Genomic DNA, 15,689 nt, shown 5'->3' on the forward strand with positions numbered 1-15,689 from the left:
TTCCATGCCCCGGATTTAGTATACAACCATTTATAATGAATTATGACGATATGGTAATACTTGAAAACTATTTGTGATTAGTTAGGTGCTGTAATAATTTCTTTACTAAAAAATATTTATAATTCTTTTAAAAAAGTATTGACATAATATAAAATAATTGATATACTATTAAAGTACTTCAGAGAGAGGTTCTTATTAAATATGTCTCAGTAGCTCAGCAGGATAGAGCAACGGCCTTCTAAGCCGTCGGTCAGGGGTTCGAATCCCTTCTGGGACGTCATCTAGAGTAGACTTGTGTCTACTCTTTTTTTAGTATAATATTTTTAGTATAATAAAAAAAGCGTCTAAACAACGCTCATTTTCACCTGTAGGACTTTTTTTATTTCAGGTATTTTTTCTATTAATGTTTTTTCTATTGCATATTTTAAAGTAATGTGGGATAGTTCACAGTGAGCACATTCACCAAGGAATCTAACTTTTAATATACCATCTTTATAATTAATAAATTCAATGTTCCCGCCATCCATAATAAGTTTGGGGCGTATTTTTTCTAATTCAAATTTAATTTTTTCAACAGTTTCATAATATTCTTTATTCAAAATACAACCACCTTTCTATATGATATTATACTTGTGGCTATAAAAAAAGTCAATAAACTGAGTAAGCGTTATAAGATATAATGAACACAAAAGAAAAAATCTGTATTAAGAATTAAAATGTTTAAGTAAGAAGTTATAAACGTGAAGTGTTAATATAGTATTGAATTTGGGATTTTATTTTTCTTAAATAGAAAAAAGAGTATATAAAATGGATTAACATTCTCTGACTACATCTGTAACTATTAAAATATTATTAGATTCATGATTAGAACTCAAAATTTTAGATTTTATTGGACTTATGAAACTACACTGATAGAATACTGTTTCATAAAATTTGATGATTTTAAAAAATTCATAAAAATTTCACAAATAATTTTATAAAAAGTAAGCAAGATACTATTATTTTATAAAAAAAACGGTTATAATAATAAATAGAAAATAAAAATAAAGAGGGAAACATTTTATGGCTAATACAGAGAATCAATTAATCTTGATAACAGATGTTGCAGTTGGAAAATTCCAAGAGATGTTATTTGATGCTGATAAAAGAGATAGTTATTTAAAAATTTCTATAGAGTTACAAGGTACTCAAATGCAATATGCAATTGATATCAAGGATGAATTAGAAGCAGGAGATAAAGTACTTAACTTTGGAGATTTAAAAGTTATTGTTAATGAAGAAGACGAGCTTCTGTTAAAAGGTCTTGAAATTGATTATGTTCAAGATGAATTTGGAAGTGAATTTACATTACACAATCCAAATATGATTGAAATTTATGATGATGAAGACGGTGGCTGCTGTGGAAACGGCTGCTGCTGCGGATAAAATACAAAATAACAGTTAAAAGGAGAAATCAATACTATGAAAAACGTAGTAATTTTAGGTGCTGGATATGCAGGACTAACGACTTTAAAAGGATTAAAAAAAGCTGCTAAAGCTGGAGAGGTAAAAGTTACTTTAGTAAACAAAAACTCTTATCACTATGATACAGTAAACTTACACGAAGTATCAGCAGGGAACATTGCATCAAGAGATATTTGTATCGATATTAAAGATTTAGTATCTCCAGGTGTTGAATTTATTCAAGACGAAGTAATTAAAATCGATACAGAGAAAAAATTAGTCTTAACTAAAAAACACGAACTTGATTATGATGTACTAGTAGTTGGATTAGGTTTCCAACCTGAAACATTCGGAATTGAAGGTATGGCTGAAAATGCTATGCCAATCGCTGATATTAACGCTGCAGAAAAAATCTCTGCTACATTAGAAGATAACTTCAGAAAATATGCTACAAGTGAAGAAAAAGATGTTAAAGACATCTCTGTAATCGTTGGTGGTACAGGTCTTGCTGGTATGGAATTCTTAGGAGAATTAGTTCACCGTAAAAAAGAATTATGTTCTAAATATGGAATTGATGAAAAATTAGTTAAAATTTACGGATTAGATGCAGCGCCAACATTATTACCAATGTTCACTAAAGAGTATAGTGATTATGCAAGAAAATACTTAGAAGATAATGGTATTGAGATTATCTTAGGAGCTGGAATTAAAGGTGCTACTAAAGATAGCTTCACTATTGAAGTTGACGGAGAAAGAAAAGAATTATTTGCATCTACATTAGTATGGACTGCAGGTGTTCGTGGAAACAAACTTATGGACGAAGCATTCCCAGAACTTTCAAAACGTGGACGTCTTGTTACTACACAACAATTAACAGTACCAGGACTTGACGATGTTTATATCGTTGGTGACTGCGCAGCATTCATCGAAACTGGTCAAGAAAGACCATACCCAACAACAGCACAAATCGCTAACCAAATGGGTGCATACGTTGGAGCTAGAATCAGTGGAAAACAAGTTGGTGACTTCAAATACATCAACCGTGGTGTAGTATGTTCATTAGGACACAAAGATGGTATTGCAGATGTTATGGGTGGTAAAAAAGCTAAAGGTTTTGCAGCAGCTAAACTAAAAAAAATCATCGAAGCTAAAGCAATTTATGAATTAACTGACTTCGTAACTGCACTTAAAAATCAACGTATTCTTTAAGAATAGTATTAAGTAAATTTATAAAGAAGACTCTATGAATATGGGTCTTCTTTATTTTTGAAATGTATTTTGAATAGATGTTAAACATAACGCAATAAATTTGTTATTTATTGAGTTTTCAGCCATGTTAGTTTGAAAAAAAGTTATAATTATGGTAAGATATAGTGTAGAGAAAATTTAACCAAATAAAGTTATGGGGAAAAATTATGATTTATAAAATAGCAAATACAGCGGAAGAATATGAACAAATTTTCAAATTAAATTATGAAACATTTGTTGAAGAAATTCCTCAACATGAAAAAAATGAAACAAAAAAATTAAAAGATAAATTTCATGATAAAAATATATATATTATAGCGAAAAAGAAAAATGATGTAATTGGGATGATTTCATTATCTGATCAAAGACCGTTTTCGTTAGATTTAAAATTAAATGATATTGATAAATTCTATAGAGGTAGTTACAAAAAACCTGTAGAAATTAGATTGCTTTCAATCAAGGAACAATATAGAAAAACTAAAGTTTTTACAGAATTATTACAAAGAACGTTTAATTATATAATTCAAAATGCATACGACATTGTTTTTATTTCAGGTACAACACGCCAGGAAAAATTATATAATCATATAGGATTTGTGAAATTCCATGAAAATGTAGGGACAAAAGAAGCAGAGTATATGCCTATGTATCTTAAACTGGATAATGGTAATAAAGTTATTGAAAGATTGGCGAGAGCACAAAGAATAAACTTCTTACCAGGTCCAGTTGATTTATCTGAAGATGTAATAGCAAAATTATCTAAGCAACTATACTCACACAGAAGTAGTGAATTTGTTGCGCTAACTAAGGATACATTAGCGAAGATTGAAGGTATTTTAGATGTCAAACAAGCAACGATATTACATGGATCAGCTACACTAGCGAACGAAGCTATTATGGCTCAATTAAAAGGAAGAAATCTTATAAATGGGCTAGTTTTAGCTAATGGCGAATTTGGTAATAGGCTAGTTCGTGAAACAAAGAGACATGGGCTTAATATAGAGACTTATTCTGTAGGATTTGGAGAGAGCTTTGATCTTGATGTACTATCGGATAAACTTAAATCTGGAAACTATGATTTTGTTTATGTAGTTCACAACGAGACTAGTGTTGGAATATTAAATGATTTAGATGAAATTACTAGAATAGTTAAAAAAAATAACTTAGTCTTAGCAGTGGATGCAGTTTCAGCAGTAGGGGCTATTAAATATAGCTATAAAGATGTTGATTATGTAGCTTGTTCATCTGGAAAGGCATTTTGTTCTGTAGCAGGTTTAGCAATAGTTGGTTCTAACTGTGAGTTAGTTCCTTTAGAAAACACACCATTATATCTAGATTTACACTATGCAAACAAACTTACATCTATACCTTTCACTCAACCATCGATTTTAATGGAAGCTTTAAACACAGCATTAGATGCTTTTAAAACTGATGAAAGATATGAAAAGGTACAAGAAAAATATACATATATGAAGGAAGGATTAAAGCAATTAAATCTTCCAATTATGAAATTTAAAGAAAAAGAAGTTTCTCCAGTAATAATTACTGTAGAACTTCCTGAAAGTATATGTTCACTTAATGTAGGTTCTTCACTTGCGATAAATAATATTTTTATTCATTACAAGAGTTCATACTTACAAGAAAGAAACATTATACAGTTTTCATTTATAAATATTAACACAACAAAAAATGAAATAGATTACACATTAAATATATTAAAACAAATGATAGGAGATTATTAATGGCAGTATTTAAAGTATTTTACCAAGAAAATTCAAAGGAAATTCCAGTAAGGGAGAACACTCAAGTATTATATGTTGAAGCTGATGGAGTACCAGCAGTTAGAAAGTATTTAGATGACAGAAACTACAATGTTGAACTTGTTCAAGAATTAAGCGAAGCATACTTAGAGTTTGAAAAACAATCTGAAGACTTCAAAGTGGAGAAAGTTAATGGATAAGATCATTAAAAAAAATGAAGTAGGTGTAGCTGCCATTGGTGGTCTAGGGGAAATTGGGAAAAACACCTATGCAATCCAATATCGAGATGAAATAGTTATTATCGATGCTGGAGTTAAATTTCCTGGAGATAATATTCTAGGAATTGACTATGTAATCCCAGATTACTCATATATTGAGAAAAATGTGGACAAAATTAAGGCATTAATAATTACTCACGGTCACGAAGATCACATCGGTGGATTACCATTTTTACTTAGAAAAGTAAACTTACCAATCTATGGTGGACCTTTAGCTATTGGTCTTATAAGATCAAAACTAGAGGAACATAATTTATTGGCCAAAGCTGAGTTAAACGTGATAGATGAAGATACAGTGTTGAGCTTTAAATACCTTAAAGTTTCATTCCATAACACTACGCACTCAATTCCTGATTCATTTGGAGTTATTGTTAATACTCCACAAGGAAATATTGTTCATACAGGGGACTTTAAATTTGATTTTACTCCTGTTGGACAAGGATCTAACTTACATAAGATGGCAGCGATTGGTGAACAAGGTGTATTATGTTTACTATCTGACTCAACAAACTCAGAAAGAACAGAGTTTACCCAAAGTGAAAAAGAAGTAGGGAAAACTATCTCTAATATACTTCGTAAAGAAAAACATAGAGTTATATTCGCTACATTTGCATCGAACGTATATCGTGTAAAACAAGTAGTAGAAGCATGTATTGAACATGGAAGAAAGATTGTGGTATTTGGTCGTTCTATGGAGAAAGCTATTAAAATTGGAACGGAGTTAGGTTATATTAAAGCACCTAAAGAAACGTTTGTTAATAGTAAATATCTAAACCAAGTAGATCCTAATAAATTACTTATTTTATGTACAGGTACTCAAGGTGAAGAACTTGCAGCATTAAGTAGAATCGCTAATGGTACGCATAAGAAGATTACAATAATGCCGACTGATACTGTAATTTTTGCAAGTTCAGCTATTCCAGGAAATACATTGTCTATTAATAAGAATATTGATTTATTATCAAAACTTGGTGCCAATGTTATTACATCAAGTGTAAATAATGTACATACATCAGGACACGGTTCAAAAGAAGAACAAAAATTAATGTTTAGACTTATTAAGCCTAAGTATTTCATGCCAATTCACGGTGAGTACAGAATGCAAGTTATTCATGCTCAAACAGCGGCTGAATGTGATATTCCATTAGAAAATTCATTTATTATGGAAAATGGTGAAGTACTAGCCTTAACTAGTGATAGTGCTAGAATTGCTGGTAAGTTTGATGCATCTGATGTATATGTTGATGGATTAGGAATTGGGGATATCGGTAGTGTTGTAATTAAAGATAGAAAAGAGCTTTCTGAAGAAGGTGTTATCGTAGTTTCAATAGCAATTGATTTTAAAAATAAAAAACTAATGAATAATCCAGATGTAATTAGCCGTGGATTTGTAAATGTAAATGAATCTGCTGAACTATTTGCACAATCTAAAGTAATAATTAAAGATGCTGTATTAGCAGCATTAGAAAATGAAGAATGTGGTGTTTACCAAATAAGACTACAAATTTTAGAAGCTTTAGGAGAATTTTTAGAAAGTGAAATAGGAAGAAAACCTGTTATATTACCTACAATATTGGAGGTGTAAATATGAAATACAGAAGTGTATTTGATATTATAGGACCTGTAATGGTAGGTCCATCAAGTTCGCATACAGCTGGTGCAGTACGTATTGGTTTATTTACAAGATATATTTTTGGGGAACAACCAGAAAATGTAAAAATAACATTATATGGATCATTTAAAGAAACGTATAAAGGGCATGGAACTGACATTGCATTAATAGGTGGATTATTAGGATATAATACGTCTGATAAACGCATAAGAACGAGTATGGATGATGCAAAATTAGCAGGAATGGAGTTTGAGTTTATAGAAAGTGAAATTGAACACATTCATCCAAATACAGCGAAAATAGAAGTTGAAGCAGGCAGACATAGTCTAGATCTTATTGGAAAGTCAATAGGCGGTGGAAAAATGGTAATCTTTGAGCTTCTAGGTTTCGATGTGAACTTATCAGGAGATTTTCCTAGCTATTTCATATTTTATAAATTTAAAGACGATATTAAAAAAAATCTTTCAGTACAAATTGAAGAAATATTCGGTGATTTAAAAGTAAGTGAGATGTATTCAAGTTCTATTCTAGAGGGAATAAACTTATTAGTAGTAGAATCACAAAAAGAATTAACTGAAGATAAGATGAAGAAATTAACTGAACTAGATTATATTAATGAAGTAAAATTTGCAGATAGATTGTAGAGGAACCCAAATGTTTACTAGTTTAGCAGAGATAATTGAAAAATCAAAATTAGAAAATAAACCAGTTTCAGAATTAATGATAGAACAAGAAATTGAAGTAAATGGAGTTACACGTTCTGCAGTTGAAAAATTGATGAGAAGAAACTTAAATGTAATGATGCAAGCTGTCGAAGAAGGTTTGGCGGGAGTGAGTTCAAAAACAGGACTTACTGGAGGAGATGCTAAGCGACTTCAAGATTATATAAATAGTGGTAAGTCAATTACAGGTAGCGATTTTCTTAATGGAGTTGCAGCGGCAATTGCAACTAATGAGGTAAATGCCTCGTTAGGTTTAATCTGTGCAACTCCAACTGCTGGATCGGCTGGAGTTCTTCCAGGGTGTATTCATGCACTTAAACAAAAATTCGATATTGATGAAGAAACGCAATTAAAAATGTTATTTACAGCCGGAGCTTTCGGTTTTGTAGTGGCGAATAATGCTTCTTGCTCTGGTGCAGAAGGTGGTTGTCAGGCAGAAGTAGGTTCTGCAAGCGCAATGGCTGCGGCAGCTATTGTAGAAGCAATGGGTGGAGATGCTGAAATGAGTGCTCATGCATTTGCTATAGCTTTAAAAAATATGCTTGGTCTTGTATGTGATCCTGTAGCAGGATTGGTGGAAGTGCCTTGTGTAAAAAGAAATGCAGCTGGAGCTTCAACAGCACTTATGGCTGCTGACTTAGCATTAGCAGGTATAAAGAGTAGAATCCCTGCTGATGAAGTATTAGAAGCGATGTATAAAATAGGATTAGAAATGTCCACGACATTAAAAGAGACTGCCAGAGGTGGTCTTGCAATCACAAAAACTGGAGAAAAATATAGGAGTTTATTATTCGGTAATGATTAATATTTTAGAAAAATCAGTAGGAACTATAAAAGGTGTTGGAAAGAAATATTTACAAACTTTGAACGAACTAGAAATTTATACTATTCGTGATATCTTGTATAATATTCCTTATAGAGTATCTAGTTCTACTGATTTTTCTTCTTCTGTAAAAGATAATGAAAAAGTCATAACGACTGGAAAAGTAGAAACTAGGGTAAGTACCCAGTTTTATGGAAATAGAAGAAGTAGGTCATTTTTTACTTTATTAACAGCTTCTGGCAGTATTAAAATCGTCTTTTTTAATCAACATTACTTGAAAAAAAATCTTGTTGAAGGTAAGGATGTAGTCGTAAAAGGGACGTATAATGCTGCAAATAATACAATAACGGCTTCGAGTGTAAGTTTCAATGTTGTTGATGAAAAGCCTAAAGGTGATAGTATAGAAGTTTTTTATCATCTTAAACAAGGCATTACTCAGAAAAAATTTACAAAGCTTGTTGAAGAATCGTTTAATATGATAGATGGTGAAAATGTTATTTTAGATTTAGTTCCTGAAAATTTTAAAGGAATTTGGAAATTGGATAAGATTTTATATACGCTACATTACCCAAAAAATTCTGAGGAATTTGATAAAGCAAAGAAGATGTTTGCTTTTCATGAGTTGTTTAATTACCAGTTAAAATTACAGCTTCAGAATATAAGTAGTAGAATAGAGGATAGTAGATATTGTGTTGGAATAAAAAATAAACATATAGATGAATTTAAAAATAGCTTACCATTTACATTAACAGTTGCCCAAAGCCGTGTTATTGATGAAATAGTAGATGATCTAAATAATCCTTATAAGATGGATAGATTATTGCAAGGTGATGTTGGTAGTGGGAAAACTGCAGTAGCAGCAGCAACTTTATATGCAACGATAAAAGCCGGCTTTCAAACAGCGATTATGGCACCAACCGAGATATTAGCAAATCAGCATTTTGAAACATTTTTTGAGTTTTTTAAAGATTTGAATATCTCTGTAGCTCTCTTGACTAGTAGTACGCCTAAGAAAGAAAGAAAGACTATTTTAAGTCTACTTGAGGTTGGTGAGATAGAATTATTAATTGGAACACATTCTTTAATTCAAGAAGATGTAAAATTCAATAATTTAAAATATGTAATTACAGATGAACAACATCGTTTCGGTGTTAAACAACGTCAATTATTAAGCAACAAAGGGGAAGCTGTTAATTCATTAATGATGACTGCAACTCCAATACCGCGAAGTTTGGCAATTACTTTGATTACCGATATAAAAGTATCTACAATAGATGAACTACCGGCTGGCAGAAAGAAAGTTCAGACATATAAAGCTACGAATAAGAGTTTTTACAAGGTACTAGATAATATCCGTATGGAGCTCGATAATGGAAGACAAGGTTATGTAGTTTGTCCATTGATTGAAGAATCCGAGAAGATGGATCTTCAAAATGTAGAGGAAACATATGAAAATATTAAAAATTACCTACCAGATGATTATAAAATTGCAATATTACATGGTAAAATGAATAATAAGGAAAAAGATGCAATTGTAGAGAGATTTCTAAATAAAGAAATACATATACTTATTTCTACTACGGTAATTGAAGTTGGAGTAAATGTTCCAAATGCTACATTTATGATTATTGTAGATGCTCATCGTTTTGGGCTTGCGACACTACACCAGCTAAGAGGTCGTGTAGGAAGAAGTAAGTTTCAGTCTTATTGTATATTAGTAACTGATTCAAAAAGTGAACGTATAGATATAATGTGTTTAGAAAATGATGGTTTTAAAATTGCAGAATTTGACTTAAAACAACGTGGACCTGGTGATTTTTTTGGAACAAAACAAAGTGGTGTACCGAGTTTTAAAGTTGCCGATTTAATTAACGATGTTGATTTAATGTACTTAGCGAAAAAGTTAGCGGTGAAAATAATAGAAGTAACTAATAATAAAGAAAGATTATTGCAGTATGTTGGATTAGAAGAAACGATAATATAGGAGGAAACAATGAATAAAAAGTTAAAAAATACTTTTTTAAATATTCTTATCGTAGTACTGTTATGTACATCAGTGGTGTTAATATTTAAAAATCAAATTAGAGAATATTTAACAGGAAATGCCAATGATAAGATTATTACAGCTTATAAAAATAATAAAGGTGAAGTAGACATCCCGTGGTGGCAAAAAATGTTTACGGATAATGAGTCAAAAATAAAATTAACTGACTCAATGTTAGGAATTTTAAAAATTGATAGTGTAGATATAGAAGAACCAATCTTCCAAGATGTTACCGAAATCAATTTAATTAATGGAGTAGCAACATCACAAGAACCATCACACTTAGATGCTCAAAATGTTGTTATCGCTGGGCACAGTGTGCAAGGTGTAGGAATAAGATTTAATAACTTAACAAAAATTAAAAATGGTGCTAAAATTCAAATTATTTCAAAAGATAAATTGCGTACATATGAAGTAAATAAACTTTATGATGTAGTACCGACGCAAGTTGAAATTTTAGAACAACATGAAAATGAACCGAAAATTTTAAAATTATTCACTTGTGATAATTTTAATCCGCAAACAGGTGAATGGGAAAGCCGTTTTGTAGTAGAGGCTAAATTAATAGGAGAAGAAAGTGCATAATATTATGAAAATAGGTATCGATATACTAGGTGTAGATGAACCTGATAGAATTATTAATTTTGTTAATAGCTATAAAGATGAAGAAGTAGAACTTTATGTATATGGATTTGAAGAAAACTTAAACAAAATAACTAAAACAAAAAATATTGTTAAGAATGTTTGTACTGAAGAGGTGTTGATGTCTGATGATGCAGCACGTGTTCATAGAAAGAAAAAAGATGCTTCAATGATAAGAATGCTGGCTGATTTAAATAATGATGTCATCGATGTAGCAATTTCTGGAGGAAGCACTGGTGCTTTTATGGCTAGTTCTCTATTTATGCTAGGGCGCATTGAAGGCATCTCGAAACCAGGATTAGCTTCATTATTACCGACAAGATCAGAACATAAGTTCTTATTTACAGATTTAGGTGCAAATGTGGAAGCTAAACCGGATGATTTACTAAACTATGCTAAACTTGGTCAATTATATATGAAATATATTTATAATATAGAAACACCTTCGGTAGCATTACTAAATGTTGGTATAGAAGAGTCAAAAGGTAATAAAGTATATAAAGAGGCTCATAAGTTACTTAAAGAAGATATTGCTAACTTTAAAGGAAATATAGAAGCAAGAGAAATCCTTGAACATAAATATGATATAGTTATAGCTGATGGATTTGCTGGGAATATTTTATTGAAATCTATAGAAGGTGTAGCAAGTTCTTTAGGTAAAATGATTAAAGGTATTTTCTTAGAAAATATTATTACAAAAATCTCTGCATTACTGGTAAAAAGCGGAATTTCAAAATTCAAAAAGAAATTTGATTACAGTGAATATGGTGGAGCATTCTTATTAGGAATAAAAAAACCAAGTATAAAAGTTCACGGTTCAGCTGATGAAAATGCACTATATTATGCAGTTCAACAAGCAAAACAAATACACAAAACAAAACTTTATGGTATAATGATAGAAGCGATGGAAAAAGGAGAAACAAATTAATGGCAATTTTCGAAGAAGTAAAAGAAATTATTACTAAATATATTAAAATAGATGCGGATAAAATTACTTTAGAATCAAGATTAAATGAAGATCTTGATGCTGATTCAATTGATGTTGCTGATGTAGTAATGGATATTGAAGAAAAATACGGATTTGAATTTTCTGATGAAGATGCAGAAAACATCGTTCAAATCAAAGACTTAGTAAGAGTAATTGAAGAAAGAAAATAAAATGAATAAGAGCTAGAGTTTTACTTTAAGTATGACTCTAGTTTTTTATTAAATTGTTTTACTATAGGTACGATAGTAAATATTTAAACTAGTTGTTAGTTTTATGTGATAAGATAATTTTTAATATTATTTATATCATATAGAATTTACCTTTTTAGCTTTTAAGTGAAAGTAAAATATGATATAATTTATTAGAAAATAAATAAAAAGGAGAATAGTTTATATATGGAAATGTTATTTAAACTATTAGCTGAACATGTATATTTAATATTATTTGTGTCGCTTATCTTGGAGTTTGCGGCTCTTCCTCTACCAGGTGAGACGATGATGGTAGTAGCTGGAATAATGGCATATAATAATCATGGAAGTTATATAGGGATGATTGTTGCAAGTGCATTGGGAACTGTTTTAGGGATGCAATTTTCTTATGAAGTTGGTAGAAGGTTAGGAACTAAGGCAGTTGATAAGTATGGTTCATATATTGGACTTACACCATATAGAATGACGAAAGCAGCTGAGTTTTTTAATAAATTTGGAAATATTGTAATAGTTATAGCATACTTTTTACCAGGTGTTAGACATATACTTGGATATTTTTCTGGTATTTCGCGTATAGATGCCAAAAAATTCCATATATATTCAACAATTGGTGGAATATTCTGGGTAGTTGTGTTTATAACACTAGGTTATGTCTTGGGACCAAGTGCTCCCCACGCATTTAAATTACTACATAAGTATGGAACAATGTTGTTCATTTTAGCAATAGCAGCATTATTTATCTACTTAATTTATAAAAAATTAGGTGCAAAAGATTTTGTTGTATATTTTAAAAAAAGAATGAAATATCTACTAGTTCTTTTATTGATAGATGCTGCTGTTTTAGTTAAGTTTGTAGTGTTAGATGAAAGAACAAATCCGAAATTCAAATCAGATATTATTTTTTATTGCTTAGGATTTTTAGCATTTGTGGCATTCTTATTATATCTAAGGGTATTGTTAAAACATGATACGACTGAAAAATTACTTGTAGTAGTCGATTATCAAAAGGACTTTGTAGATGGTGCTTTAGGGTTTGAAACAGCAGAACAACTTGATCAAGTGATAGCTAACAAAATTGAAGAGTATTTAAAAGCTGGTCAAGATGTAATCTTCACAAAAGACACTCACTATACTAATTATCTTACAACTAGAGAAGGTAAACATTTACCTATTGAACACTGTATAATTGATAGCGAAGGTCATAATCTATACGGAAAAGTAGCTGGATATGAAAAACAAGCTAAGAAAGTCTTTAATAAGACATCTTTTGGAAGTATAGATTTAGCAAAATTTATTTCACGAAGTGACTATAAAGAAGTAGAGTTTTGTGGTTTAGTTTCTAATATTTGTGTATTAAGTAATATAATTATGACACAAACTTATAATGAAAAAGTAGAAATTACAGTGGATTTAAATGCTACTAAAGGATTGAGTGAAGAGGTCAACTCATCATTTAAAACATATTTACAGAACTTGACTATAAATGTAAAAGAATAAAATACAATATGAATCATTATCCGAACATTAAGGAGATGATTCATATTTTTTTTATGTTTTCATTGGAAAAATAGTGAAGTTTATGGTAAACTAATGAATAAAATTAGGAAAGAAGGGATTATTATGAATTATTTATTAGTGTCACCAAATTTTCCAACTTCACAGGAAAGTTTTGCAAGAAAGCTGGTTGAAAAAGGGGTTAGAGTATTAGGAATAGGTAATGAAAATTATGATAATCTTACTGATGGATTAAAGAATTCTCTAACTGAATATTATAAAGTAAATGATTTAGAAAATTATGAAGAAGTATTAAGGGGTGTAGCGTTCTTAATATATAAACACGGTGTTATAGATAGGGTTGAGTCTAACAACGAGTATTGGTTGACGTTGGATTCAATAATACGAGAACAATTTAATATCCCAGGAGTAAAACCTAAAAATTTAGATTTTACAAAATATAAATCGAAAATGAAAGAAAGATTTATTAAAGCCGAAGTACCGGTTGCTAAGGGGAGAGCTGTAAAAACTATTAAAGAACTTGAAAAAGCGATAAAAGATATTAAATTACCGGTAATAGCTAAACCAGATAATGGAGTAGGAGCTAATAATACTTTTAAACTTTTATCAAAAGAAGATGTAGAAATATTTGAAAATCAATGGAATCAAGACGTTGTGTACTTCATTGAAAGTTATATAGATAATGGTGTCCTTTGCACTTATGATGGGCTAATTGATTCTAAAGGTGAAGTCGTATTTGAGACTAGTTTTTATTATACAAAACCTACTTTAGATTTATTAAATGATAGTCTAGATTATGGAAATATAATTTCTAGAGAAATTGATCCTAAACTAAAAGAATATGGTAGAAATATTGTTAAAGAGTTTGGTATGAAGGAAAGGTTCTTCCATATCGAATTTTTCAAATTACCTAATAATGATTATATTGCGCTAGAATATAATAATAGAATAGCGGGTGGATATACAGTTGATTTATATAATCGTACTTACGAATGTGACTTATTTGAAATGTATGCTGATGTTGTAGTTGGTAATTCACCAAAAAAAGTAAAGAATAACTATAATGGTGTTGCTTTATCGAGACGTGATAAATATACTTATAAATATACTAATGAAGATATTTATAATAGATATTCTAAAGAACTTCGTTTAATTGATAGAGTACCGGAAGTATTTGCAACAGCTATGGGAGAGTGGATGTATATCTTAGTAGATGAAAATATGGAAAATATTAGCGAAATGATGACTTATATACATGAAAAAAATGAATAGGAGAATAATTTATGAAAAAAAAGATTATTAATGGATTTTTACAAATATTAGGAATTATGATTGTTGGGGCGATAATAGGATATTCTGTCGGTAAGATTGCAGGAGATTCACTTTCGAAAGTGGATACTCCAAATATCATATTGTTGTTAATTGCAGGAGTAGTAGTATTTATTTTACAAGTCATAATTCACGAAGCGGGGCATTTAGTTTTTGGATTACTATCAGGATACAAATTTATAAGTTTTAGAGTGTTTGATTTCAAAATTATAAAAGATGAAAATGGTAAACTTAAAATTAGATATGAAAGACTAGCAGGAACAGGTGGTCAGTGTTTAATGAGGGCTCCTGAATATGTTGAAGGAAAGTTTAAGTATAGATTATATCTTCTAGGTGGTGTTATATTTAATATTATATTTTCTATTGTTTCTTGGTTAATTTTACCAAGTTATTATACATTATTATTTGCTTTAATAGGCTTTGTCTTGGCTTTTCTAAATTTGATTCCGATGGGATTCAACGATGGAATGACGTTCTATCACGCTAGTAAAGATGAAACTACTAGATTCATATTACATTTACAATTGGAATATATATATTATCAAAGTATTGGAAAGAATTTATTAATTGAAAAACCTGAAATAGTAGAAAAAATAAATTCATTAGAAATAACTAATACTAATTATCTAACTGATGCACTAGAATTTATAAAATTAGATGGATTAGAATATTTCTTTGAGTTTGATGCTTTATATAATGAATCAAGAAAACTATATATTGAAAGAGATGATTTGTTACCAGTTTATAAAGTTGAACTTATGGCATTGTTAGTAAAATTAATAAGTTTAGTGAATCCAGAAGATGAACTATTAGAAGAACTTATGAATGATAAGAGTTTAAAAGTTCGACTGAAACAAAATAATCCGCAAACGAAGAATATTTTAGCAACATACGAAAACGGTGTAAAGTTAGATGATGAAAAAGCTTTGAATTTAATAAATGAAGCTAGAAAAATTAAAAATAAAGCTCCGAATTTATATATTCAAAATTTAGAGATGAAATATTGCGATTATTTGGAGAATAATATCATAAAATAGAATAGATACCAATAGTTTTTTTAGCTATTGGTATCTATT

The 15,689-nt window shown here is 30.0% G+C and carries 15 protein-coding genes and 1 tRNA gene; 15 read left to right on the forward strand and 1 reads right to left on the reverse strand.

Translation table 11 applies throughout. The features are described from left to right. Positions 1-203: 203 nt before the first annotated feature. A tRNA-Arg gene (locus HMPREF3186_RS00425) sits at positions 204-277 on the forward strand. Positions 278-344: 67 nt separating this feature from the next. Here the strand turns inward: HMPREF3186_RS00425 and HMPREF3186_RS00430 are convergent. Continuing rightward, on the reverse strand, positions 345-599 hold the full coding sequence (locus HMPREF3186_RS00430) for a NifU family protein (RefSeq protein WP_003145574.1): 255 nt from the start codon (positions 597-599) through the stop codon (positions 345-347). A gap of 463 nt (positions 600-1,062) precedes the next feature. Here HMPREF3186_RS00430 and HMPREF3186_RS00435 point away from each other — a divergent pair, with 463 nt between their 5' ends. The 14 genes from HMPREF3186_RS00435 to HMPREF3186_RS00500 all read left to right on the forward strand — a co-directional run bounded on the left by HMPREF3186_RS00435 (position 1,063) and on the right by HMPREF3186_RS00500 (position 15,650). After that, positions 1,063-1,425: a HesB/IscA family protein gene (locus HMPREF3186_RS00435; RefSeq protein WP_060913415.1), complete on the forward strand. Its 363-nt coding sequence runs from the start codon at positions 1,063-1,065 to the stop codon at positions 1,423-1,425. Positions 1,426-1,461: 36 nt separating this feature from the next. Further along, positions 1,462-2,652, forward strand: a complete 1,191-nt coding sequence (locus tag HMPREF3186_RS00440) for an NAD(P)/FAD-dependent oxidoreductase (RefSeq protein WP_060913416.1) — start codon at positions 1,462-1,464, stop codon at positions 2,650-2,652. A 206-nt stretch (positions 2,653-2,858) separates the two neighbouring features. Next, positions 2,859-4,433, forward strand: coding sequence for an aminotransferase class V-fold PLP-dependent enzyme (locus HMPREF3186_RS00445; RefSeq protein ID WP_060913417.1), 1,575 nt, complete (start codon positions 2,859-2,861; stop codon positions 4,431-4,433). Next, positions 4,433-4,651, forward strand: coding sequence for a DNA-dependent RNA polymerase subunit epsilon (locus HMPREF3186_RS00450; RefSeq protein ID WP_003144942.1), 219 nt, complete (start codon positions 4,433-4,435; stop codon positions 4,649-4,651). The genes HMPREF3186_RS00445 and HMPREF3186_RS00450 overlap by 1 nt, the downstream gene beginning before the upstream one ends. After that, positions 4,644-6,314: a ribonuclease J1 gene (gene rnjA, locus HMPREF3186_RS00455; RefSeq protein WP_060913418.1), complete on the forward strand. Its 1,671-nt coding sequence runs from the start codon at positions 4,644-4,646 to the stop codon at positions 6,312-6,314. Before HMPREF3186_RS00450 ends, rnjA begins: the two co-directional genes overlap by 8 nt. Before the next feature lie 2 nt (positions 6,315-6,316). Next, on the forward strand, positions 6,317-6,985 hold the full coding sequence (gene sdaAB / locus HMPREF3186_RS00460) for an L-serine ammonia-lyase, iron-sulfur-dependent subunit beta (RefSeq protein WP_060913419.1): 669 nt from the start codon (positions 6,317-6,319) through the stop codon (positions 6,983-6,985). 10 nt (positions 6,986-6,995) lie between these two features. Then, a complete protein-coding gene (sdaAA, locus tag HMPREF3186_RS00465) occupies positions 6,996-7,868 on the forward strand; it encodes an L-serine ammonia-lyase, iron-sulfur-dependent, subunit alpha (RefSeq protein WP_060913420.1) in 873 nt (290 codons plus the stop codon). Continuing rightward, positions 7,861-9,870 (forward strand): ATP-dependent DNA helicase RecG, encoded by a 2,010-nt coding sequence (gene recG / locus HMPREF3186_RS00470; RefSeq protein WP_060913421.1) that lies wholly within the window; start codon positions 7,861-7,863, stop codon positions 9,868-9,870. Before sdaAA ends, recG begins: the two co-directional genes overlap by 8 nt. A gap of 9 nt (positions 9,871-9,879) precedes the next feature. Then, positions 9,880-10,515 (forward strand): class A sortase, encoded by a 636-nt coding sequence (locus HMPREF3186_RS00475; RefSeq protein ID WP_060913422.1) that lies wholly within the window; start codon positions 9,880-9,882, stop codon positions 10,513-10,515. After that, on the forward strand, positions 10,508-11,500 hold the full coding sequence (plsX, locus tag HMPREF3186_RS00480; protein WP_060913423.1) for a phosphate acyltransferase PlsX: 993 nt from the start codon (positions 10,508-10,510) through the stop codon (positions 11,498-11,500). Before HMPREF3186_RS00475 ends, plsX begins: the two co-directional genes overlap by 8 nt. Next, positions 11,500-11,730, forward strand: coding sequence for an acyl carrier protein (locus tag HMPREF3186_RS00485; RefSeq protein WP_060913424.1), 231 nt, complete (start codon positions 11,500-11,502; stop codon positions 11,728-11,730). The genes plsX and HMPREF3186_RS00485 overlap by 1 nt, the downstream gene beginning before the upstream one ends. A 225-nt stretch (positions 11,731-11,955) precedes the next feature. Continuing rightward, positions 11,956-13,266 (forward strand): isochorismatase family protein, encoded by a 1,311-nt coding sequence (locus HMPREF3186_RS00490; RefSeq protein WP_060913425.1) that lies wholly within the window; start codon positions 11,956-11,958, stop codon positions 13,264-13,266. A 123-nt stretch (positions 13,267-13,389) separates the two neighbouring features. Beyond that, positions 13,390-14,556: an ATP-grasp domain-containing protein gene (locus HMPREF3186_RS00495; RefSeq protein WP_060913426.1), complete on the forward strand. Its 1,167-nt coding sequence runs from the start codon at positions 13,390-13,392 to the stop codon at positions 14,554-14,556. An 11-nt stretch (positions 14,557-14,567) separates the two neighbouring features. Beyond that, the gene (locus tag HMPREF3186_RS00500; protein WP_060913427.1) at positions 14,568-15,650 is read left to right on the forward strand and encodes a zinc metalloprotease; all 1,083 of its coding nucleotides are present in this window, start codon (positions 14,568-14,570) and stop codon (positions 15,648-15,650) included. The last annotated feature ends 39 nt before the right edge of the window (positions 15,651-15,689 follow it).

Origin of the sequence: Gemella haemolysans (assembly GCF_001553035.1) — a bacterium.
GTDB lineage: Bacteria > Bacillota > Bacilli > Staphylococcales > Gemellaceae > Gemella > Gemella haemolysans_B.